At 35.9% G+C, this 23,848-nt stretch carries 23 protein-coding genes; 12 read left to right on the top strand and 11 right to left on the bottom strand.

Annotated elements, in window-relative coordinates:
* The first annotated feature begins 5 nt into the window (after nt 1-5).
* Complete coding sequence (locus ICJ85_RS06320; protein ID WP_188222925.1) at nt 6-1,370, top strand: saccharopine dehydrogenase family protein; 1,365 nt, start codon at nt 6-8, stop codon at nt 1,368-1,370.
* A 60-nt stretch (nt 1,371-1,430) separates the two neighbouring features.
* Nucleotides 1,431-1,901, top strand: coding sequence for an Lrp/AsnC family transcriptional regulator (locus ICJ85_RS06315; RefSeq protein WP_188222924.1), 471 nt, complete (start codon nt 1,431-1,433; stop codon nt 1,899-1,901).
* A gap of 54 nt (nt 1,902-1,955) precedes the next feature.
* Here ICJ85_RS06315 and ICJ85_RS06310 read toward each other — a convergent pair whose 3' ends face one another.
* Nucleotides 1,956-3,500, bottom strand: coding sequence for a glycine--tRNA ligase (locus ICJ85_RS06310; RefSeq protein ID WP_188222923.1), 1,545 nt, complete (start codon nt 3,498-3,500; stop codon nt 1,956-1,958).
* Nucleotides 3,501-3,610: 110 nt separating this feature from the next.
* On the opposite strand from ICJ85_RS06310, the gene ICJ85_RS06305 reads away from it, so the two are divergent.
* Both ICJ85_RS06305 and ICJ85_RS06300 read left to right on the top strand, forming a co-directional pair.
* Nucleotides 3,611-4,288, top strand: a complete 678-nt coding sequence (locus ICJ85_RS06305) for a ComF family protein (RefSeq protein ID WP_188223141.1) — start codon at nt 3,611-3,613, stop codon at nt 4,286-4,288.
* A gap of 58 nt (nt 4,289-4,346) precedes the next feature.
* Entirely contained in the window at nt 4,347-5,951 is a 1,605-nt protein-coding gene (locus tag ICJ85_RS06300; RefSeq protein WP_188222922.1) for an Ig-like domain-containing protein, read from the top strand.
* Here ICJ85_RS06300 and ICJ85_RS06295 read toward each other — a convergent pair.
* The 5 genes from ICJ85_RS06295 to ICJ85_RS06275 form a co-directional block, all read right to left on the bottom strand.
* Entirely contained in the window at nt 5,938-6,717 is a 780-nt protein-coding gene (locus ICJ85_RS06295) for an amidohydrolase (RefSeq protein ID WP_188222921.1), read from the bottom strand. The genes ICJ85_RS06300 and ICJ85_RS06295 overlap by 14 nt on opposite strands.
* A 75-nt stretch (nt 6,718-6,792) precedes the next feature.
* Nucleotides 6,793-8,562, bottom strand: coding sequence for a MutS-related protein (locus ICJ85_RS06290; RefSeq protein WP_188222920.1), 1,770 nt, complete (start codon nt 8,560-8,562; stop codon nt 6,793-6,795).
* Nucleotides 8,563-8,682: 120 nt separating this feature from the next.
* A complete protein-coding gene (locus tag ICJ85_RS06285; RefSeq protein WP_188222919.1) occupies nt 8,683-9,381 on the bottom strand; it encodes a zinc metallopeptidase in 699 nt (232 codons plus the stop codon).
* Between the two features lie 162 nt (nt 9,382-9,543).
* The gene (gene ald / locus ICJ85_RS06280) at nt 9,544-10,644 is read right to left on the bottom strand and encodes an alanine dehydrogenase (protein ID WP_188222918.1); all 1,101 of its coding nucleotides are present in this window, start codon (nt 10,642-10,644) and stop codon (nt 9,544-9,546) included.
* Nucleotides 10,645-10,934: 290 nt separating this feature from the next.
* Nucleotides 10,935-13,910 carry a leucine--tRNA ligase gene (locus ICJ85_RS06275; RefSeq protein WP_188222917.1) on the bottom strand — a complete coding sequence of 992 codons (2,976 nt, stop codon included), beginning with the start codon at nt 13,908-13,910 and terminating at the stop codon, nt 10,935-10,937.
* Between the two features lie 200 nt (nt 13,911-14,110).
* On the opposite strand from ICJ85_RS06275, the gene ICJ85_RS06270 reads away from it, so the two are divergent.
* A complete protein-coding gene (locus ICJ85_RS06270) occupies nt 14,111-15,028 on the top strand; it encodes a DMT family transporter (protein ID WP_188222916.1) in 918 nt (305 codons plus the stop codon).
* 133 nt (nt 15,029-15,161) lie between these two features.
* Here ICJ85_RS06270 and ICJ85_RS06265 read toward each other — a convergent pair whose 3' ends face one another.
* Nucleotides 15,162-15,767 carry a porin family protein gene (locus ICJ85_RS06265; RefSeq protein WP_188222915.1) on the bottom strand — a complete coding sequence of 202 codons (606 nt, stop codon included), beginning with the start codon at nt 15,765-15,767 and terminating at the stop codon, nt 15,162-15,164.
* 243 nt (nt 15,768-16,010) lie between these two features.
* Here ICJ85_RS06265 and ICJ85_RS06260 point away from each other — a divergent pair, with 243 nt between their 5' ends.
* Together ICJ85_RS06260 and ICJ85_RS06255 are read left to right on the top strand one after the other, a co-directional pair.
* Nucleotides 16,011-16,889 (top strand): cell division protein FtsX, encoded by an 879-nt coding sequence (locus ICJ85_RS06260; RefSeq protein ID WP_188222914.1) that lies wholly within the window; start codon nt 16,011-16,013, stop codon nt 16,887-16,889.
* A 72-nt stretch (nt 16,890-16,961) separates the two neighbouring features.
* Nucleotides 16,962-17,213 (top strand): DUF3098 domain-containing protein, encoded by a 252-nt coding sequence (locus tag ICJ85_RS06255; protein ID WP_188214574.1) that lies wholly within the window; start codon nt 16,962-16,964, stop codon nt 17,211-17,213.
* Here ICJ85_RS06255 and ICJ85_RS06250 read toward each other — a convergent pair whose 3' ends face one another.
* Nucleotides 17,214-18,341, bottom strand: coding sequence for a glycerate kinase (locus ICJ85_RS06250; RefSeq protein ID WP_188222913.1), 1,128 nt, complete (start codon nt 18,339-18,341; stop codon nt 17,214-17,216).
* Between the two features lie 109 nt (nt 18,342-18,450).
* On the opposite strand from ICJ85_RS06250, the gene ICJ85_RS06245 reads away from it, so the two are divergent.
* The 3 genes from ICJ85_RS06245 to ICJ85_RS06235 are packed head-to-tail and all read left to right on the top strand — an operon-like array spanning nt 18,451 to nt 20,722.
* Nucleotides 18,451-19,248, top strand: coding sequence for an undecaprenyl-diphosphate phosphatase (locus tag ICJ85_RS06245; RefSeq protein WP_188222912.1), 798 nt, complete (start codon nt 18,451-18,453; stop codon nt 19,246-19,248).
* Nucleotide 19,249: 1 nt separating this feature from the next.
* Entirely contained in the window at nt 19,250-19,951 is a 702-nt protein-coding gene (gene truB / locus ICJ85_RS06240) for a tRNA pseudouridine(55) synthase TruB (RefSeq protein WP_188222911.1), read from the top strand.
* A 45-nt stretch (nt 19,952-19,996) separates the two neighbouring features.
* A complete protein-coding gene (locus ICJ85_RS06235) occupies nt 19,997-20,722 on the top strand; it encodes an energy transducer TonB family protein (RefSeq protein WP_194420822.1) in 726 nt (241 codons plus the stop codon).
* Here ICJ85_RS06235 and ICJ85_RS06230 read toward each other — a convergent pair.
* The gene (locus ICJ85_RS06230) at nt 20,706-21,323 is read right to left on the bottom strand and encodes a thioredoxin family protein (protein WP_188222910.1); all 618 of its coding nucleotides are present in this window, start codon (nt 21,321-21,323) and stop codon (nt 20,706-20,708) included. The genes ICJ85_RS06235 and ICJ85_RS06230 overlap by 17 nt on opposite strands.
* Before the next feature lie 95 nt (nt 21,324-21,418).
* Between ICJ85_RS06230 and ICJ85_RS06225 the strand changes: the two genes are divergently transcribed.
* Together ICJ85_RS06225 and ICJ85_RS06220 are read left to right on the top strand one after the other, a co-directional pair.
* Entirely contained in the window at nt 21,419-21,985 is a 567-nt protein-coding gene (locus ICJ85_RS06225; RefSeq protein WP_188222909.1) for a DNA-3-methyladenine glycosylase I, read from the top strand.
* A gap of 74 nt (nt 21,986-22,059) precedes the next feature.
* Nucleotides 22,060-22,740 carry a DUF2490 domain-containing protein gene (locus ICJ85_RS06220; protein WP_188222908.1) on the top strand — a complete coding sequence of 227 codons (681 nt, stop codon included), beginning with the start codon at nt 22,060-22,062 and terminating at the stop codon, nt 22,738-22,740.
* 14 nt (nt 22,741-22,754) lie between these two features.
* Here the strand turns inward: ICJ85_RS06220 and aat are convergent, their stop codons facing one another.
* The gene (aat, locus tag ICJ85_RS06215; protein WP_188222907.1) at nt 22,755-23,378 is read right to left on the bottom strand and encodes a leucyl/phenylalanyl-tRNA--protein transferase; all 624 of its coding nucleotides are present in this window, start codon (nt 23,376-23,378) and stop codon (nt 22,755-22,757) included.
* Between the two features lie 71 nt (nt 23,379-23,449).
* Complete coding sequence (locus tag ICJ85_RS06210; protein ID WP_188222906.1) at nt 23,450-23,827, bottom strand: DUF3127 domain-containing protein; 378 nt, start codon at nt 23,825-23,827, stop codon at nt 23,450-23,452.
* Between the last annotated feature and the right edge of the window lie 21 nt (nt 23,828-23,848).

Raw genomic sequence — 23,848 nt, 5'->3', positions numbered from 1 at the left:
TCATTATGCGAAACATATTAGTCATTGGTTTAGGTAAATCCACCACTTACCTCCTTAAATACTTATTAGACAAATCTCAATCTGAAAATCTTCATATTACCATTGGTGATTTAAATACAGAACATGCAAAAAAATTGGTTGGGCAGCATAAACAAGTTGATATTATTCAGTTAGATGTCTTTAATGAAGAACATAGAAAACAAGCCATACAAAAGGCCGATATTGTTATTTCAATGCTTCCTGCCCGCTTCCATATTGAAGTCGCTAAAGACTGTATTGCTTATAACAAAAATATGGTAACCGCATCTTACATTAGTCCAGAAATGCAGGCTTTAGATGAAGAAGCCAAAGATAAAGGGCTTATTTTTATGAATGAAATTGGTGTCGATCCTGGTATCGACCATATGAGTGCCATGCAAGTCATTGACCGAATTCGTGCTCAAGGCGGAAAAATAATTTTATTTGAATCGTTTACGGGAGGTTTAGTGGCTCCTGAAAGTGATAATAACCTATGGAATTACAAATTCACCTGGAATCCAAGAAATGTTGTGACTGCCGGACAAGGTGGCGCCGCTAAATTTTTACAGGAAGGTACCTACAAGTACATTCCTTACAACCGTTTATTTAGACGGACAGAGTTTATTGACATTGAAGATTATGGCCGATTTGAAGTTTACGCCAACCGCGATTCTTTAAAATACCAAAGTGTATATGGATTAAACGATATTAAAACTTTGTACCGCGGAACGATTCGTCGTGTTGGGTTTAGTCGTGCCTGGAATATTTTTGTCGCTCTTGGTATGACTGATGACAGCTATACCATTGATGACAGCGAACATATGAGTTATCGTGATTTTATCAACTCTTTTTTACCCTACAGCCCAACCGATTCGGTTGAATTGAAATTACGTCATCAATTAAAAATTGATCAGGATGATATTATGTGGGATAAGCTTCTAGAACTGGATATTTTCAGTAGCACCAAACAAGTGGAATTAAAAAAAGCCACGCCGGCACAAATTCTCCAAAAAATATTGATGGATAGCTGGACTTTGGATGAAGAAGACAAAGATATGATTGTTATGTACCATAAATTTGGTTACGAATTAAACGGAGAAAAATATCAAATAGATTCGAATATGGTTGTTCTAGGCGAAAACCAAACCTATACAGCCATGTCCAAAACAGTTGGCTTACCAGTTGCTATAGCTACATTGGCCATTTTAAATGGAAAAATTAAAACCCCTGGCGTTCAAATACCTATAACCAAAGAAGTCTACACACCTATTTTAAAAGAACTGGAAACCTATGGCATTCAATTTAAAGAAGAAGACGTCCCCTACTTCGGCTATAATCCTTTAAACATATAAACCCCTTTATTCTTTCATTTTAAAACTAAATAATTACATTTATATTCTAATTTGAAATGAATGAAGGCAAAAACTAAAACCATCACTATTGACGGTATCGATAAGAAAATACTAAGGGCTTTAACCAGCGATGCTCGTACTCCTATTTTAGAAATAGCCCGTAATGTAGGGATTTCTGGTGCTGCAATTCATCAACGTTTACGAAAACTTGAAAAATCGAAACTCATTTCGGGCTCGAAGTTTATTCTTAACTCAAAAGTATTAGGATACAACACCATGGCGTTTGTTGGTATTTATTTAGATCATGCTACAAATAATGAATCTATTGTTAAAGCTTTAAAACGCATTCCAGAAGTTCTCGAGTGCCATTATACAACGGGGACTTACAACATATTTATCAAATTACTTTGTTTAGATAACGCCCACCTTATGCATTTACTAAACCACGACATACAAACTATTCCCGGGGTATTGCGAACCGAGTCAATGATTTCCCTTGATCAGCAAATCGACCGACAAATACAGATATAAAAAATCCCGAGCATACTCAGGATTTTTGTTATATAGCTTCTGATGTATTTCAGATTATTTCATTTTTAATAACCAATTACGTACATCAACTTCTTTCTTGATGATATCTCGTAAATCTTCAATTTTAACACGTTCCTGCTCCATAGAATCTCTATGACGAATGGTTACAGTGTTATCTTCTAAAGTATCATGATCTACAGTAATACAGAATGGTGTTCCGTTAGCATCTTGTCTTCTATAACGACGCCCAACGGCATCCTTTTCATCGTAAACCACATTGAAATCCCATTTTAAGTCCTCAATAATTTTACGAGCCACATCTGGCAAACCATCTTTTTTAACCAATGGTAGAATAGCTGCTTTTACTGGCGCTAAAACACTTGGTAATTTAAGTACCGTTCTAGTCGTTCCGTTTTCTAATTCCTCTTCCTGTAACGAGTTCGAGAATACCGCTAAGAACATACGATCTAAACCAATTGAGGTTTCTAACACGTAAGGCACATAGCTTTTATTTTCTTCCGGATCGAAATACTGTAATTTTTTACCAGAAAATTTTTCGTGCTGACTTAAATCGAAATCGGTACGTGAATGAATTCCTTCTAATTCTTTAAACCCGAATGGGAATTTAAACTCTATATCGGCAGCAGCATCGGCATAATGCGCCAATTTTTCATGGTCGTGGAAACGGTAATTATCTTCACCCATTCCTAAACTTAAATGCCATTTTAATCGTGTTTCTTTCCAATGCTCATACCACTCTTGCTGCGTTCCTGGCTTAATGAAAAACTGCATTTCCATTTGCTCGAACTCACGCATTCTAAAGATAAATTGTCTGGCCACAATCTCGTTTCTGAATGCCTTACCTGTTTGCGCGATACCAAATGGTATCTTCATTCTACCCGTTTTCTGAACGTTCAAGAAGTTCACGAAAATACCCTGAGCCGTTTCAGGACGCAAGTATAAGTCCATCGCACTTTCAGCTGAAGCACCTAACTTGGTTCCAAACATTAGGTTGAATTGCTTCACATCGGTCCAGTTTTTACTTCCAGTTAACGGATCGGCAATTTCCAGCTCTTCAATTAACGCTTTCACATCTGCTAAATCTTCATTTTCTAAAGACTTTGCCATACGCGAAAGAATGGTATTTATTTTTTCCTGATATCCTAAAACACGAGGATTTGTAGATACAAATTCTTCTTTATTGAAAGCGTCACCAAAACGTTTCGCCGCTTTAGTAACTTCCTTATCTATTTTAGATTCAATTTTAGCACAGTAATCTTCAATTAAAACGTCCGCGCGGTAACGCTTTTTAGAATCCTTGTTATCAATTAAAGGATCGTTAAAGGCATCAACGTGACCTGAAGCTTTCCATGTGGTTGGATGCATAAAAATAGCGGCGTCAATTCCTACTATATTTTCATTCATCTGCACCATGGCTTTCCACCAGTAATCGCGAATGTTTTTCTTTAATTCTGCACCATTTTGTGCATAGTCGTAAACTGCACTTAATCCGTCGTAGATTTCACTACTCTGAAACACGTAACCATACTCCTTAGCGTGAGAGATTACCTTTTTAAATTGATCATCTTGATTTGCCATGCTGCAAAAATAAAAAACCGCCGCTAACTAATGGAATTCTTCTTTAAAAATTAAGCGTGCAATGCATTAAATTTTTGATTAAGTTTATGGAACCCATTTTTTCGCAAGTAATGTTTCAATCTGTTATCAATTTATTATTTCCAAAAGTATGCTATGCCTGCCTAAACACATTAAATGATAATGAAAAAACAATTTGTGTGCAATGCAGACATGATTTGCCAGTTACCAATTTCCATTTTGATAATTCCGATGCTGTTAAAAAAGTACTGTATGGTCGCGCCAAAATAGAACATGCCACGGCACTTTTTCGTTTTAAAAAGAAAGGTCTTGTTCAACAACTTATTCATGGTCTAAAATATAAAGGCTACGAAAACATAGGTATTACCCTTGGCGATTGGTTAGGCGGTGAACTTAGCTCTCTATCACAATATCAACATATCGACATGGTCATTCCGGTACCGTTACATAAAAAGAAATTGAAAAAACGCGGTTATAATCAAGTTGCGAAATTCGGACAACACATTGCTGAAGCTTTAAATGCCGAATACCAAGACAATATTTTAGTGAAGGTAACAAACACCCAGTCGCAAGTAAATAAAATTCGAATTGCCCGATGGAACAATAACAATGAATTATTTCAACTAAAAAACCCAAAACATATAGAAAGCAAACATATATTACTGGTTGATGACCTTATTACCACTGGAGCAACTTTAGAGGCTTGTATTAATGTATTAAACCAAGCAAAGAATGTAAAAATAAGCATTGCTACCATGGCAATAGCCTAAACAGTTAGTCGTTATATCTTTAAAATTATGTAGGTTTGCTAAAAATTTAAAACAGGTAATGAATAAAACGTTTTCAAATGTTATTTTATTAGCCTTAATAGGCTTGGTGTTAGCTAACTGTGCGAATCGTGGCACTCCAGACGGAGGACCTAAAGATGAAACACCTCCCCAAATTGTAAAATCGTTACCTGAAAATTTTACAACCAATTTTAACAGTAATGAAATCAAGATTTATTTTGATGAATATATCAAGATAAAAGATTTACAAAAGCAGCTTATTATTTCGCCGCCTATGGAATATCAGCCAGAGGTCACCCCCCTTGGAGGCGCGAGTAAATTTATTACCATAAAAATTAAAGACACTTTAAAAGCAAACACGACTTATGCTTTTAACTTTGGTAATAGCATTACCGATAATAATGAAGGTAACCCGTATCCATACTATCGATATGTGTTTTCAACCGGAAGTTATATCGATTCGCTTTCAGTAAAAGGAACTATTATTGATGCCCTTAAAAAACAACCCGAAACGTTTGTTAATGTCGGACTATACGAAGTAGACTCAACCTTTAACGATTCTATTGTATACAGAAAAGTTCCAACTTATATCACCAACACTTTAGATAGTGTAACGACGTTTAATATTGAAAACATTAAAGCGGGGAAATATTTATTAATGGCTTTAAAAGATAACAATGGTGATAATAAATTTCAGCAAAAAACTGATCAAATTGGGTTTTACGATAATCTTATAACTGTACCTACTGATTCAAGTTATACTATAAAACTATTTAAAGAAACTTTAGATTTTAAGGCTACGCGTCCGTTTATTGCTGCACAACAAAAAATAGCTTTTGGTTACGAAGGAAACGTAGAAGGCATGGATATTAATTTAATTTCTGATGTGCCAGCTGATTTTGAACACCGCATTACTAAAGAAGAAAAAACAGATACACTAAACTATTGGTACAAGCCAAAAACAGATATCGATTCTTTAATTTTTGTAGTGACGCACCCTGAATTTAAAAAAGACTACACTGTTAAAATTCGTCCGCAGGATAAAGATTCCCTGATTATAAAAAGTATTCCTGCCGGAAGCATTACAGAGACCTTTAAAATTAAAGGAAATATTCCTTTTGTAAGTTTCGACACATCTAAAGTCAATTTAATTGATAAGGATTCAGCACAAGTAGATTTTACTACAAAACTAGACAGCCTGAACAATACCTATTCGATTGATTTTAAAAAGACTGAAGACAACAATTATAAGATTCAAATATTCCCTGATGCGCTAACCGATTTCTTTGATAACAAAAATACTGACACTTTAAATTACACAGTGCGAACTAAGAAATCATCAGAGTTTGGAGATGTTCGCTTCAATTTGGTAAATGCCAAATTACCTCTTATTATTCAGTTAACCACCGAAAAAGGAGACGTTAAATATGAACAACATATAACAAAAGAAGGCTATATAGATTTTGAAAACTTATCTACAGGAACTTACCTAGTAAGAATTATTCACGACACTAACAGTAATGGCATATTTGACACAGGTAGTTATTTAGATAAAATCCAGCCCGAGCGCGTTAGTCATTTTAAAATTGACGAAGTTAGAGCTGGTTGGGGAAATATAGAAACATTAATTTTTAATGAAGACTAAAGCTATCCTTATCTTCTAAAAACTTAAGCTTATTACGGTAAAAATTAATGTGGTTACGCTCTAGTGTAACCACATCTATCATATCTCGGTTAGGTTTTAGTTTAGAAATGGCATTACCTAATACATCGTATACTTCAGAATTACCACAATATTCATTTTGTAAGTCATCAAGTCCAACCCGATTTACCCCAATGCAATAACACATATTCTCAATAGCACGCGCTTTCAACAAGGTATCCCAGGCGAAAATTCTTGGCTTCGGCCAGTTAGCAACATAAATCAACACATCGTAGTCTTCAATATTTCTAACCCAGACTGGAAAGCGTAAATCGTAGCATACCTGCGGACAAATTTTCCATCCTCTGTATTCTATAATAACCTTTTTATCTCCTTTAGAATAGACTTTATCCTCGCCTGCTAAGGTGAATGTATGACGTTTATCGTACCACCTTACTTCTCCTGAAGGTTCAACAAACAGCAACCGGTTATAATACAATGTATCATCCTCAACTATTATGCTTCCCATAATCGCCGCATTGGTTTCTTTAGCAATAGTCTGCATCCAAGTTACTGTTTTACCTTGCATAGTCTCAGCTACTTTTTCGGCATTCATGGTAAAGGCTGTGGTAAACATTTCCGGAAGAACAATGAGATCTATATCGCCTTTAATGGTTTCAATTTTCTCTTTGAATTGCTTACGATTGGCTTTTGGATTTTCCCAAACCAAATCGGATTGAATAAGGGCTATTTTCAATTGATCTTGCATAAGATAACAGGCTGTTAGTTAGATTAAAGATACTAACTTATTCAATTGATGCAATATATTGAAGTTTATAATTTTCTAAACAATTTCCATTTTTTTTAAGAGAAAAGAAGCATTCATATTCTGGCAAATCCCCTTTTTTAATTTGTAATCGAAGTAGAGCTCGTCGTTTATAATTTCAGCATCAAAATAATAATTCTCTACAGCATCGAGTTCCTCCTCTATGTCACATAAACTTAAATCGTGCGTTGCTATAATACCCGTAGCCTTAGAAGCGACTAATTTCTCAACAAACTTTTTAGAACCAATGGCTTTATCGGTGCTATTGGTGCCTTTTAAAATTTCATCTAAAACAATAAAACAACGTTGGTTTTTAATGGTATCGACAATATATTTTAAGCGTGTAAGTTCTGAAAAGAAATAAGAACTATCGTCGGTTAATGAATCAGTTGTTCGCATACTGGTAATGAGTTTTATTGGCGAATAGGTGCTCGACTTAGCACACACCGGCAACCCCACATTAGCCATAACAATATGTAACGAAATGGTTCGTAAAAAGGTACTTTTACCTGCCATATTTGCACCAGTAACAATAAAAAACTGTTCATTATTAATGGTCACATCGCTATCTACACGCTTTTCTTTATTTAATAGCGGGTGCCCCAACTGTTCTGCCTGAATCGTTGGTCCGTTTTCTATGATTTTTGGAAACACAAATTCAGGATGATTAAAATTGAAGTTACCCAATGAATTGTGCGCATCAAAAAAGGCTACGACTTCAAACCAATCGGCTACTTTATGTCCGTACTTTTCAATCCATTTTTCAATACGATAACTGTTTTTTAAATCGGTTAGAAAATACCCATTTCCAAAAATAGCACCAATTAAATTATTTCGATTATCGAGCGCATCTAAAGATCTGGAAAAAGCTTTAAAAATTACTGAAGCTTTTTCTTCTCCCAACTGAATTTGCTGTTGTTTCTCTTTTAATAATTCTGAAGTGAAAGTTTCCTGTTCTATTAAATCTAACAAGAGGGCGTATTGCCTAAAGGTGTCTTTAACTTTATCTGTGTTTGAAGCCAGAATATTTATCTTCTTAAGATAGCCACCGCTAACACCTAAGCCTACAAGCAACCAATAGCCAAGGTAAGCTGTAAGCTTAAAATCTATAAATGCACCTACCGCCAAACCAACAGTTACCAATGTAAATAGCAATGGTAGCCATTTCATAAATTTTGGCAAAAACGACTCATAGCCCTTTAACCAGGTTATAATTTGTTTTGCAGGCGTTTCAACATGCACCAAACTAGAGGTTGCTGAATAATACTGACGCCACTTCGGTTTTTCGTTAAGTTCTTTTATGGCTTTCTGTCTAACTTCTATATCATCAATAGCATTTGCCTTTAACAAATTGGCTAATGTATTCGTTCCTTCATTATTCGTGGTTCTATTGATAAACTGAAAGAAAGACCCACGACCAAACAAATCGATGTCTAAACTATAAAAATGTTTCGGATCCTGATATTGCAAACCTTCATCACGATGATGAAAATTTCCCGATAAAATTTTAAGTTCTTCTTCATTCAGTTCGGCTAACGCCTTATTAAAATTTCGTTTGGCTTTAACATCGTTATATTTCGTAAGTAAAAAAATAAATACTGAAATACCAACCACTGCTATTGCTACAGCTACCTGCCATTGATAAAAGAACAGATAAATTCCACCTGACGTCAACAGAAAAACCAATAAACGCAGACTACTTAAACCTGTCATTTTTCGATAGAACTTTTGCGTTTCGGCTGTATAAATTTCTAAATGCTCTTTATAATAAGATTCTGGTGATTTCATTTGATGATATTGAAAAAGAATTTTTGATCTAAAGGTAAAACTTTATAATCTCGATTATCGAGTAAAGAAACGAAAAAGCCCCGAAGATCTTCAGGGCTTTATTATTATTTTGTGGTTTTATTAGTCTCTTGAACCACCTAATACTCGTAATCCCCAGTATAATAAGTTTGCCAAGGCACCTATGGCAGCTACAAGATATGTTCTGGCGGCCCATTTTAACGCATCTTCAGAACCTTTATATTCTTCTTGAGAGACCATGTTTTTATTCTTAAGCCAAGCTAAAGCACGATTACTGGCATCGTATTCTACAGGTAAGGTAATAAAACTAAATAAAGTTGCTGCGGCCATAAATACCAAACCAAGCACGGCAATATAGAATCCCATACCAGCACTTTCGGCTGCCCCAAGAATTAAACCTCCAATCACTAACCATTGCGACATACCTGAAGTCACACTAACCACAGGAACCAATGCCGAACGCATTTTCAACCATTCGTAAGCCTGAGCATGTTGCACGGCATGACCGCACTCATGTGCTGCAACAGCTGCTGCGGCTGCATTACGCTGATGGTATACAGCTTCACTTAAATTCACCGTTTTATTTTTTGGGTTATAATGATCTGTTAAACGTCCTGGTGTAGAAATCACCTCAACATCTCTAATACCGTGATCGGCTAACATTTTCTCAGCAATCTGAGCTCCTGTCATTCCATTTCGTAAGTGCACTTTCGAGTATTGCTCAAACTTACGTTTTAATGTATTACTTACCAGCCAACTTACTAAAGCGATGGCTCCAATTAATATATAATATCCAAACATTGTTTTCTTTTTTAATTATGTTATTAAATATAACAAAAATAGCGCCAATTTTATAGGTATGATATTCTGTCAGCACCCAAAAAAGTGTTAAAATAACGGTATAAAAAAAGCGGAACATCTATTTCTAGATCTCCCGCTTTAAGCTTTATTAAAAATAATGTATTAAGACGCTAAAAACTCTAAACCGAAAGCTTCAGCGATTTCTTTATAAACGATATCTCCTTTAACAACATTTAAACCTTTTGCTAAAGACGCGCTGTTAGCACATGCTTGCTCCCATCCTTCGTTAGCTAATTTAATTACGTAAGGTAATGTTACGTTAGTTAACGCTACAGTAGATGTGTAAGGTACCGCACCTGGCATGTTAGCCACACAATAGTGTACTACATCATCAATAATGTAAGTAGGGTCTTGGTGTGTTGTTGCATGAGTAGTTTCGAAACATCCACCTTGGTCTACAGCAACGTCAACGATTACTGTTCCAGGACGCATGTCTTTAAGCATATCTTTAGTGATTAATTTAGGTGCTTTTGCGCCTTTAATTAATACACCTCCAATTACTAAGTCTGTTTTTGGTAAGTGTTTTCTAATGTTGTACTCACTAGAGAATTCTGTATTTACGTTAGCTGGCATGATATCAGCAATGTAACGTAATTGTTTCATGTTAATATCCATGATAGTAACATTAGCACCTAAACCAGCTGCCATTTTAGCGGCTTGAATACCTACAATACCACCACCTAATACTAATACATTAGCAGGCTTTACTCCAGGAACACCTCCTAATAAAATTCCGCGTCCTTTAATTGGTTTTTCTAAATATTTAGCACCTTGTTGGATAGACATTCTACCAGCAACTTCAGACATTGGCACTAATAACGGTAAAGAACCGTCTGCATCTTCTACTGTTTCGTAAGCGATACAAACCGATTCACTATCGATCATTGCTTTTGTAAGTGCTTCACTTGATGCAAAATGAAAATAAGTAAATACAACCTGATCTTTCTTAATTAAGCTGTACTCCTGCTCGATAGGTTCTTTCACCTTAACAATCATTTCAGCTACCTCATAAACCTCTTCAATGGTTTCCAGAATAGTTGCACCGGCATCGATATAATCTTGGTCAAAAAATCCACTACCAAAACCTGCATTTTTTTGCACGTAAACCTCGTGGTTTCTTTTAGTAAGTTCGAATACACCTGAAGGCGTCATCCCTACTCTGTTCTCATTGTTTTTAATTTCTATAGGAACACCAATTTTCATTTTGAATTTATTTAAAAAGTTAGTTATAAAATATTTACACCAAATAACTCCTTTTGGTAATTTTCAGCAAATGTCTGTTTTAAATACATTATTATTAACCGTTTTAACATTAAATTATGAAATAAATAAATACTATCGATTTAGTAGACTAAAATTAGAGATTCTTCAATTTAAATCACTAAAAATCAAACAAATAACACCTTTATTTACAGACAGATACAAAAAAAACATTGTGCAATATAAAAATGCACAATGCTTTCGTATTATTACTTGTATTTTAAGCTAAAGATTTAACCTACAATATTCACAATTTTACCTGGAACCACAATCACCTTTTTAGGCGTTCTGCCTTGTAATTGCTCCTGAGTTTTTTCGTGAGCCAATACCGCTTTTTCGATATCTTCCTTACTCATATCTAACGGCAATTCTAAGGTGAAACGCATTTTACCATTAAATGAAATTGGGTAATTCTTGCTACTCTCCACTAAATGACTCTTGTCAAACTTAGGGAACGCTGCTGTAGAAATCGATTCGTTATGCCCTAACTGACTCCATAATTCCTCAGCAATATGAGGCGCATACGGAGAAATTAATACTAACAACTGCTCTAGAACAGCTTTAGACGAACATTTTTGAGCTGTTAATTCGTTAACCGCAATCATAAATGTAGACACCGATGTATTAAACGAGAAGTTCTCGATATCTTCCTGAACTTTCTTTATGGTTTTATGAAGCGTTTTTAAACTGTCTGCACTTGGTTCGCTATCGTTAACTTTTAAGCCGTTATCGTCTACATAAAGCTTCCAAAGTTTCTTTAAGAACCCGTGCACACCAGTAATACCAGCTGTATTCCAAGGTTTATATTGCTCTAATGGACCTAAGAACATTTCGTATAAACGTAAAGAATCGGCACCGTAATCGATACAAATCTGGTCTGGATTCACCACATTGTATTTCGATTTCGACATTTTTTCAACTTCGCGACCGACTTTAAAGACCTCATCAGAACTAATACATTCAATTACTTTAATTTTTTGAAGATCTTGGTTAGGATATTTCCACTTATAAAATTCATCAATTATTAAATTATTTGAACTATCTATTGCATCAACGTGAACTGGTGTTCTATTAACTACAAACGTTTCTTCTATAATATCATTTTCAGAAACTTTATAATACTCATAATCTTGAATATTCTTTTTACGAAGAATTGACTTATATTCTTCCGTTAATTCTCCTTTCTGATTAACAGCATCAATTGGAACATAATAATTTGTTGACTTAGATCCTGTTCCTTCAGGTGTATTAAATTTAATAGCACAAATAGCCATATTTATATATCCACTTGTCCCTAAAATCATCCCCTGATTAATCAGTTTTTTAGCAAACTCATCAACTGGTACAACCCCTTTATCGAACAAGAACTTTTGCCAGAAACGCGCGTATAACAAGTGGCCTGTAGCGTGCTCGCTTCCACCGATGTATAAATCGACATCTTTCCAGTAATTCAACGCCTCCTGACTTGCGAAAGCCTCATTATTGGTTGAATCCATATAACGGTTAAAATACCATGAACTTCCAGCCCAACCTGGCATGGTGTTTAACTCTAATGGGAAAATTGTGTTATTATCAATTAAATCGTTAGAAACAACTTCATTTGTTTCAGTATTCCAAGCCCAAACAGTGGCGTTGCCTAAAGGTGGCTCACCTGTTTCGGTTGGTAAATATTTTTCTACTTCAGGCAACTGAATTGGCAAATGGGCTGCATCAATCATTTGTGGCATCCCATCGACGTAATACACCGGGAACGGCTCACCCCAATAACGCTGACGGCTAAATACAGCATCACGTAAACGGTAGTTGGTTTTTCCAACACCTTGCCCTAGCTGCTCTAATTCGAATATAACGCGCTTGGTTGCTTTTTTATAGTTCAGTCCGTTTAAGAAATCGCTATTGGCGATAATGGTTTTGTCTTTATCGGCAAAAGCTTCTTCCGAAATATCGGCTCCTTCAAAAATATTTGGAATCTCGATATTGAAATGCTTCGCAAAATCGTAATCACGCTGATCACCACATGGCACAGACATCACGGCTCCGGTTCCGTAGCCTGCTAATACGTAATCGCCAATCCAAACCGGAATTGGCTCTTTAGTAAACGGATGCTCAGCATATGCTCCTGTGAATGCTCCGGTAATAGTTTTAACATCAGCCATGCGCTCACGCTCGCTCCGTTTTGCAGTTGCTTCAATATAAGCCTCAACCTCAGCTTTTTGCTCAGGTGTTGTAATTTTAGACACCAAATCATGCTCCGGCGCTAAGGTCATAAAACTCACACCAAAGATGGTATCAGGACGTGTAGTAAAGACTTCAATCACGTCATCATGATCTTTCACATTAAAAGTCACAGCAGCACCAACCGATTTCCCAATCCAGTTACGCTGACTTTCCTTTAAAGAATCGGTCCAGTCTATTTTTTCTAAGCCTTGAAGTAAACGCTCGGCATACGCAGAAATTCGCATACTCCATTGTGTCATTTTCTTTCTCACAACCGGATGACCACCACGCTCAGAAACGCCGTTAACAATCTCGTCGTTTGCTAATACAGTTCCTAAAGCAGGACACCAGTTTACTTCGGTTTCTGCTAAATAGGTTAATCTATATTGTAATAAAATTTCCTGTTGCTCTTTCGATGAAAATGCCTTCCACTCTTCAGCTGTAAAGGTTTCAACAGCATCATCACAAACGGCATTAACATTTGCATTTCCTTCAGCTTCAAAAATTTTGATTAAAGTTGAAATATCTTCGGCTTTCTCAGCATCGTTATTATACCAGGAATTGAATAACTGAATGAAAATCCACTGCGTCCATTTGTAATAACTAGGATCGGACGTACGAACCTCACGAGACCAGTCGAATGAAAAACCGATTTGGTCTAACTGGCGACGATACGTTGCGATATTCGTTTCTGTAGTAATGGCAGGATGTTGCCCTGTTTGAATGGCATACTGTTCAGCCGGCAAACCAAAACTATCGTACCCCTGCGGATGCAACACATTAAACCCTTGATGACGCTTGTAACGCGCATAAATATCTGAAGCAATATATCCCAGCGGATGCCCAACATGTAATCCGGCACCACTTGGGTAAGGGAACATGTCTAATACATAATATTTAGGTTTGTCTGAATGATTTTCAGCCTTAAACGTTTGATTTTTGGCCCAGTATTCTTGCCACTTCTTCTCGATTTGATTGAAATCGTATTTCATCTACTTATATATTATTCTTTCAACAGGCATTCATCCTATTGTCATTCTGCTTTTTAAAAGCGCAAATTTACGGTTTCTTCAGAAAACAGAAAGCCTTTATACACAATTAATAAAATTGAATTTGACACGAATAATATAACAATCCTTTAAGCTTGCTTTTTAAAGACAATTTGTAATTTCGCAGCTTAAATTATCTGACCTTGATAAAAGACACCACCAAAGCACACTTAGCGTTATTAGGAGCCAACATTATTTATGGTGCCAATTACATTATTGCAAAAGGCATAATGCCCGATAAAATTGGTCCGACAGCCTTTGTTTTTATACGATTAGCCTGTTGTGTTTTATTGTTCTGGCTGATTAAATTCTTATTTGTAAAAGAAAAAGTTGAAAAGAAAGATTTTCTACGTTTGGCCCTTTGTGGATTATTTGGTGGCGCATTAAATCAAAGTTTGTTTTTTCATGGCATCAACTTAACCTCTCCAATTGATGCCTCTATCATTACCACAGCCACGCCTGTTATTGTTTTGGTGTTTAGCTATTTTATTCTGAAAGAACGCATCACAAAAAACAAAATCCTCGGCATTACTTTAGGCGCTATTGGTGCTGTTTTATTGATTTTATACGGAAACAAAGCCGTTGGAACCAGCTCCTTTTTAGGAAACTTATTCATTTTATTGAATGCCTGTAGTTATGGACTATATCTAGTACTGGCAAAAACGTTAATGCACAAATACAATGCTATGACCGTGGTAAGCTGGATTTTCCTTTTCGGATTTTTATATGTCTTCCCGTTTGGTATTAATTCGTTTCTGGATACCAACTTTGCTGGTTTCGATTTAGACACCTACTTAACCATCGGATACGTGGTGATCTTTACCACCTTTCTGGCCTACTTTTTCAACATTTACGCCCTTAATCATTTGGCGCCATCGGTAACCAGTAGCTATATTTATTTACAACCTGCAGTAAGCTTTATCATGGTAAGCATTATGGCTTATGTTTTTATGCAAACTCAATATGCACAAGATATTAATCTGGTTAAAATATTAAGTTGTGGTTTAGTAGCCTTTGGGGTTTATCTGGTAAGCAAACCGCAAAAAAAGAAGGCGATCTAAAACATCTAGTTACTGTCAATCTGAACTCGTTTCAGATTCTAATCCAATTAAATCCTAATATGTAGATTCTGAAATAAATTCAGAATGACAATATCCCATTTTTCCAGATGTTTTTATTGGCTAAACTCAATAATTAAAATCGGCGACCTATTGAAAACTGGAATACACTATTTTGGGCATCCGGATTATTAAAAACGTTGGTTACACCAATATTATATCGCGCCTGAGCAAACCAGTAGCGATCCAGATTTAAACTTAAACCAAAATTAAATCCTAAATCAAACGTATTGGCACCAGCATCGTAGTCATAATAATCGTCACTGTAGTTAGCTCGATCTTTAACCAAGAATCCTAATTGCGGGCCGAAATCTAAACTCAACTGATCACCTAAATAGAATTTAGCCATCACCGGTACCGAAACATAATCTAAGTAATATCGTGCCTGAAGACCATCTGAATATATCTCTTCACCTCCAACACGTGAAAACAGAAACTCGGGTTGAATCGCAAAATTCCTATTTATTCTGTTCTCGGCAGTTAAACCTATATGATACCCTAATAAACTGTTTCTAGCTATCCCATCATTCCCACCTTGAAAGGACGATACGTTTAATCCGGCTTTTAAACCAAATACATAATTAGAATTACTACTATACCTCTGATTATAACGCTGTGCCTGAGCTTGATTAAAAAATGTAGCTAATGTGACTAAGGCTAAAATTAGAATGTTCTTTTTCATAATGTTTGTTTTTCGATTTTAGTTTGACGTTTTCAACAACCATGCCAACAACTACAAAAATCACTAATACACTATTGTACAGGCTGTTTATAAAATGAACTTTTTATTCATTAAAACAGAGCTCCTAAACAACAATTCTTATTCCAATAAGTTATACATACCATAAGGAATTGTATTGCAAATAATTTAATTATAGTTTTCCTTTTTCTTTTAGTATTTTTACATCGTTAATCCCACATTTATATGAGTTCATCTTTCGAGAAACACCAAAAACGCCGACTTATATCATCGTACTTTTCAGTGGTTTTAAGCATCGCTTTGGTTTTATTTTTATTAGGATTATTAGGCCTGTTGGTACTTAATGCTAAAAAAGTTTCCGATCATTTTAAAGAACAGGTGGTTGTTACCATTTATTTGAAAGATTCGGCGAAAGATGTAGAAACCAAACAGCTTGAAAAAAGTCTGGCCATGGCAGATTACGTTAAGTCTACCGAATATGTTTCGAAAGAACAAGCGGCTGAATTTATGAAAGCTGAAAACGGAGAAGATTTTATGGATTTTGTGGGGTACAACCCTTTACAAAATTCTATTGATGTGCACCTTAAAGCCGATTATGTAACGTCTGAACATTTAGAAAAAATTTCTGCAGAAGCCTCATCTAAAAACTTTGTTGACGAAGTGACTTACGATAACGACTTGGTAAACTTGATGAACGACAACGTTAAAAAAATAAGCTTTTGGGTATTGGTATTGAGTAGCATTTTCACATTAATTGCGGTATTATTAATTAACAGTTCTATAAGACTGTCGGTATACTCCAAACGATTCACTATTAAAACCATGCAAATGGTTGGTGCGACAAAACAATTTATTCGTCGTCCTTTTGTTTGGAAAAGTGTACGCCTCGGAGTTATTGGTGCCGTTCTTGCACTTATAGGCATGGGTATTGTTTTATTTTACGTTAACAAAATGTTCCCGGAATTAGGCTTACTTAACGCACCCATTTTAGTGATCTTACTATTTGCTTTTGTATTTGCTTTAGGTATTGTGATTACATGGATTAGCACACATTTTGCAACGCAGCGTTTCTTAAATTTAAAAACCGACGAGTTATATTATTAGATAATTTATAACCCTGTTAACGTTTATGTTTTAAATAAATACGTTAATTTGCGTTACACTTTTACATACATTATGGGAGAACAAAAACAAAAAGACGCTAATAAAAGCCAGTTTATTTTCGGAAAGAAGAACTACAAATTCATGTTTATTGGTTTGGCTTGTATCGCTTTAGGCTTTATTTTAATGTCGGGCGGTGGTAGTGACGACCCTAATGTTTTTAACCCGGATATTTTTAGTTTCCGTCGTATTCGTTTAGCACCAATGCTGGTACTTTTAGGTTTTGGCATCGAGATGTATGCCATTTTACTAAACCCTGAAAAGTAATTATTCCCGTAAAAATTCAGCAAACACTTTAGCCATATGGCTCACATAATGTTTGGCATTTTTCATCGCGTCCTCAGTAGTTTTACTGTAACTTAACACCTTATCGGAATAATCTATTCCTAAGTTTTTTATGTACTGCTCTGGCAATTTAATATCTCCACAAAAGGCAGCAACTTGTATTTGTTTCGCTTTCGCGGAAGACAGCACGCCTTGAATCGTTTTACCCGATAAAGTTTGTGCATCTAAACAGCCTTCACCGGTAATAATCCAATTAGCACCCTGAAGTTTATTATCGAAATCGGCTAATTCTTTTATTAATTCCACACCTGGTTTTAAATCCCCATTCAAAAATATTTTTGAAGCAATCCCCATGCCTCCAGCAGCCCCTGCTCCTTTCTCTTCTTGCGGATTAATATGAAAAGTCTTTTGTATCACTTTTGCAAAATCTTCTAACCCCCTATCCAACATTTTAATTTCGTCATTAGACGCACCTTTTTGTTTCGCATAGACTCTTGCGGCACCTTGTTCTCCATATAACGGATTACTCACATCGCAGGCCACTTTAAATTCAATGTCTTTAAGTTTAGGATGCACACGAGATGTATCTATTGTTTTTATACGACTTAAATTTGCACCAATCGGCTTAACACCTTCATCAAAATCATCTAAAAACCGATACCCTAAAGCCTTAGCCATACCAATACCACAATCGTTGGTCGCACTGCCTCCAATACCCAAAATAATAGTTTTAGCCCCTTTATTGATAGCATCAAGAATCAATTCTCCTGTACCATATGTCGTTGCTTGTTTACAATTAAGTTCTTCAGGTTTTAGCAATTTATATCCAGAAGCTTCCGCCATTTCAATAAAGGCAGTTTTAGTAGTTTCAGCATATAGATATGATGCTTGAATCAGTTTAAAAAAAGGATTATGCACCATTACCTTTACAGTGTCTCCTCCCAAATAGTATTTAACAATATCAATAGTGCCATCACCGCCATCAGCCAAAGGTAATTTTAATATATCGGCATCAGGAGTTACAGAAAGTACACCTCTCTCAGTAGCTTCACAAAAACCTAAAGCAGATAAGGAATTTTTAAATTTATCGGGCGCAATAATAATTTTCATGATATTAAGAATAAAATCCAATCTTGATTATCGAACAAAATACTAATTAATCATTTAAAGTTTCGACTATCGACCACCAATTATACCGCTATTTTAATATTTTTGCCCCATGGATATAATAAACGCTATCATTCTTGGTATTATTCAAGGGCTAACCGAATTTTTACCAGTATCGTCAAGTGGACATTTAGAAATAGGAAAAGCCATTTTAGGCGACCAGTCTGTCCCGGAAGAAAGTCTGCTTTTCACAGTTGTTTTACACTTCGCTACCGCTTTAAGTACCATTGTTGTTTTTAGAAAAGACATTCTGGAACTTATTAAAGGGGCGTTACAATTTAAATGGAATGACGATTTACAATTTGTTGCCAAGATTGTGATTTCCATGATTCCCGCTGTTATTGTCGGCTTATTTTTTGAAGAACAACTAGAAGCTCTTTTTGGCGGTAACATCCTGTTAGTTGGTAGCATGTTAATTATAACGGCAGCGTTACTATTCTTTGCAGACAAAGCCAAAGACACCAATAAAAAAGTATCTTTCACAAATGCGTTTGTTATAGGCATTTCTCAAGCCATTGCTATGCTTCCTGGCATTTCACGTTCGGGAGCAACCATATCAACTTCGGTGTTACTTGGTAACGATAAAACGAAAGCCGCACGGTTTTCATTTTTAATGGTCGTACCATTAATTTTTGGAAAGATTGCCAAAGATATTTTAAGTGGGGACCTAACTTACGACAGCACACATTTCACATCGCTTTCTATTGGTTTTATTGCAGCGTTTATAGCTGGTTTATTTGCCTGCACCTGGATGATTGCTTTAGTTAAAAAAAGCAAACTCACCTATTTTGCGGTATACTGTGCTATTGTTGGATTAATTGCAATTCTATTTTCAATTTTAAACAGCTAGTATGAACTCACTAGAAGCATTCCAAGCGGGTAAAGTATTACTCATAGACAAACCTCTAAACTGGACCTCGTTTCAAGTGGTTAACAAACTGCGCTGGGAAATAAAGCAAGCCTTTAAACTAAAAAAGATTAAAGTAGGTCACGCCGGTACATTAGACCCTTTAGCCACTGGATTATTGGTGATTTGCACAGGTAAAATGACCAAACAAATCGATTCGTTTCAAGCACAAATAAAAGAATACACTGGGACCATTGTTTTAGGAAGCACGACGCCTTCTTACGATTTAGAAACTGAAATCAACGAGACCTTTCCGACAGAGCATATCACAGAAGATTTAATTAGAGAAACCACCAAACAGTTTATTGGAGATATTGAGCAATACCCGCCTGTTTTTTCCGCATTAAAAAAAGACGGCAAGCGTTTATATGAATTTGCCCGTGCTGGTGAAGATGTTGAAATTAAACCTCGAAATATTAATATCGCGGAATTTGAAATCACTAACATTAATGGCTTGGAAGTTGATTTTAGAGTGATTTGTAGCAAAGGCACCTATATTCGTTCTTTAGCTCACGATTTTGGAAAAGCGCTAAATTCCGGCGGCCATTTATCAGCGTTAAGGCGTACAAAAATAGGTGATTTTGATGTTAAAGAAGGAGTAAGCATTGAAGACTTCATAAGTTCGCTAAACAACCAAATTGAGTAATTTTACGTATATTTCAAGTAGAATTACCCCAAAAAACAACTCGATTTGCGCCTAACAGATCAACATAAAGCCCTACTCATTACGCTTCTTATCACAGGAACCGTCATCCTTTTTGTATTCAATCTTCATTTAAAACAGCAAAGCGAACAAATAGCAGAAAGCTATTATGAAATGGAGCCTGAAGAGGAATTAACTGAAGAAGAAATTAAAGTTTTGGAAGCTTTAGAACAACTACAAGGTAGTAAAGCGGAAACCAATCAGGCCTTTAATGAAACTGATAACAGCAAGCATTTTGCTCAAGCCTATAAAACTATAGCACCTCCCGAAGATTACGTACCTAAAACCAATACCAATACAGATACCGGCGACAGTGATAACACAAATGCTTTAGGTGAGCATTTTTCGGAAGATAAAGCCATAAAACAAGAAGAATTATCAGCCTTTAATAAAGTAAGCGAGCTTCTAAAACAGCAAAAAAGCGAAGGCGTTAACAAGAAGAGTACCATGAGCTACTCTCTTAAAGACAGAACGCACAACTTTATGCCTACCCCAATTTACCTATGTGAGGAAGGCGGAAAAATTGTTGTTAATATCACTGTAAATTCGCAAGGCACTGTTACCGAAGCCTCTATAAACGGTTCATCGACTTCAGACAATCAATGTCTAAAGGAACACGCTCTGGAATATGCCAGAGAAGCCACTTTTAGCGAAGACGCTTCGAAGCCTTCACAAGTTGGGACAATTACCTTTAACTTTATAGGCAAACCTTAGATTCTAATCCACATAGTATTTCGGTGACATCATTAACAATATTTTGTCCTTTGTCACTATTATACCAATGCTGTAAATCCTCTTTAAATTCAGGAGTCAATTTTCCGTTTTTAGCAATAAATCGTTGCACATAAGTTGTCGCTTCACTTGGTCTTGGGCCATAAGCACTTAATACTTCACCTGTATTATCGTCAATAATAATAACCTTAGGAATCGATCGTGCGCCCTTGGTTAAAAAGGCATCCATCAACTCAGGATTTTCATCACGAAGCACCACACGGTATGTTATATGCGGATTAACATCGGCAATCTTTTTAAGTACTGGCAAAACATGAGCGGCATCGCCACACCAACTCTCAGCAATAACCAACCAGGTGATGTCTTGAGTCAACTTAGAAATACGCTTTTGAGAAACCTCAGGTATTTTTATCGTTTTATCCCAACGTCTCATACGTCTGTCATTAAGTTTGGTAAAATCTTTATGACCTTCGGTTTGTTCGGATCCGGTAGTCGAATGCTCTTCGGCTAAACGTTTTACTAAATCTCTGTATGCCTCATACGACATACTACGATCTAAACTGGTTTTTATTATTGACTTCATAGTTTATGCTATTATCTGGGACAAAATTAGATGGTCACTCCTTCATTTAAAATGATTTTTGTCATACTTTTACATAAATCCTTACAGAAAATACAATGAATGAAAAACACAGATGTGGCTGGTGTGTTGGCGACCCACTTTATGAGGCCTACCACGATGAAGAATGGGGTGTTCCTGTTTATGATGACGCCACGCTTTTTGAGTTTTTAATTTTAGAAACCTTTCAGGCCGGACTAAGTTGGATTACCATTTTAAGAAAACGTGAAAACTTCAGAAAAGCGTTTGATAACTTCGATTACAAAAAGATAGCGAGTTACGAGCAATCTAAAATAGATAGCCTGCTGGAAGATGCGGGCATTATAAGAAATAAACTTAAAGTAAAAGCTACTGTAACCAATGCCCAAGCCTTTATGGATATTCAGGATGAATTTGGAAGCTTTAGTAAATACATCTGGAGTTTTGTGAAGGATACACCTATAAAAAACAAAATTAAAGATTACAAAGAAGCTCCTGCAACAACCCCCATAAGTGATACCCTGAGTAAGGATTTAAAAAAACGAGGGTTTAAGTTTGTTGGCTCGACAGTTATTTATGCCCACATGCAGGCCACTGGCATGGTTAACGATCATGAGGTTAATTGTTTTAGATATAACCAAGTGTAATTTAGTTCTCCTATCTTTGCTAAAACTCTTTTTATGGTATTAAAAACTCAAAATAAGACCGGTGTTTAAAGCTTATGAAATTAAAATACCTTTTTCTTTATATCGGCCTCTCCTGTTTTATTCATACTATAAAAGCACAAGATCATTCTGGAATACTTGGTGAGACTTCCTTTGTACTACATTACAGTGCAACCAGCAACTACAACATAAGTTTCACAGGACGCTCTCGTTATTTTTTGTTCGAGAACAAGACATTTAGCTTTCGGCAACAACAGTTAGATATTTTCCACATGTCAACATTCACTCTAAACTCTTCAAACCGCATTGGAGTAGGACTTTATTATAGACACCGTGATGTTTTTGAATCTGGAAGTGACGAGCTTCGCTTTATGCAGCAGTTTAAATACCAAAAACATAAAGCCAGAGTAAGCTTTGGTCATCGTTTTAGAACCGAACAACGAATTTTAGAATCAAAAACTATTTTTAGACAGCGCTATAGGTTTTCCGCTAATTTTCCAATTAGCGGACATAATGAAGATGTTGAAGCTCCTTATGTGTTATGTTATTTTGAAGGGTTATTAAGTTTAAGTAAACCTGATGCTCCCGAAATCGATCAGCGTACTGCCGTGTACCTCGGCTGGCATTTTGGAAAGCAACTAAAATTTAAAACCGGAGTTGAATACAGATTAGAACGCTTCAATCTAACCTCAAGAAATTATCTTTTTTTCTTAAACACCTTAAGTCTATCTATTTAAAAAAACTAAAGTTTTTACAAATACTTTAAAAATTTAGATCTCGGAATATCTTCTGCCCCTAAACTTTCCAGATGATTAGTATGCACCTGGCAATCTATTAATTTATAGTTACTATTCTGAATAAAAGTGATAAATCCTACTTTACTGGCATTGCTCACTCTTGAGAACATACTTTCCCCGCAAAACACGCCATTTCCCAAATCAACACCATACAAACCGCCAACCAAAGCTTCGTCTTGCCACACCTCTACAGACTTTGCATATCCCAATTCATTAAGTTTTATATAAGCATCAATCATATCGTTGGTGATCCAGGTATCATCTTGTCCTTCACGCTTTATTTTTGAACACACCTGCATTACTGACTTAAAATCTTTATTAATAGTAACAGTGAATTTTTTATTCCGAAGGACCTGACGCATACTTTTTGAAACCTTCAATTTTTCAGGAAACAACACAAAACGCGGATCAGGTGACCACCACAAAATAGGTTCATCCTCACTATACCATGGAAAAACACCAGACTCATAAGCAAACAACAAGCGCTCTGTAGACAGATCACCACCTATAGCCAATAATCCATCGGCACTGGCTTCACTGTAATCGGGGAACCATAAGTCTTGGTTTAAAAAATGCATAGTCTTTGTATTAAAACAAAAAACCTCAACATTTATTTAACATTGAGGTTTTTTAAATTCATTATGACGTCTTAGAACGGTAAATCGTCGTGATCGTCTTCATTTAAGTTTCCTGCAGGCTCAAAAGCATCCATAGGTGGTACCGGAGGTAAATTTTCTCCTGAACCTTCAGCTTGTAATGCTTCAATTCGCCATCCTTGAATAGAGTTGAAATATTTTGTTTCTCCTTGTGGGTTTACCCACTCTCTCCCACGTAAGTTAATACTAATCTTTACCTGTTGTCCAACTTGATAACTGTTTAATAAATCAGTTTTATCCTGCACGAACTCAACCATAATATGTTGTGGGTACTGCTCTTCAGTAGTTACAACAATTTCTCTTTTTCTAAACCCATTACTTCCAAAAGATTGAGTTTCTCCTATCATTTTAATTCTTCCTTGAACTTCCATGTATTTCTATTTATTCAGATT

The sequence above is a fragment of the Aestuariibaculum marinum genome, from assembly GCF_014596975.1.
Lineage (GTDB): Bacteria > Bacteroidota > Bacteroidia > Flavobacteriales > Flavobacteriaceae > Aestuariibaculum > Aestuariibaculum marinum.
The sequence above is the reverse complement of the archived record's forward strand: the minus strand, read 5'-3'. Positions and strand labels throughout refer to the sequence as shown.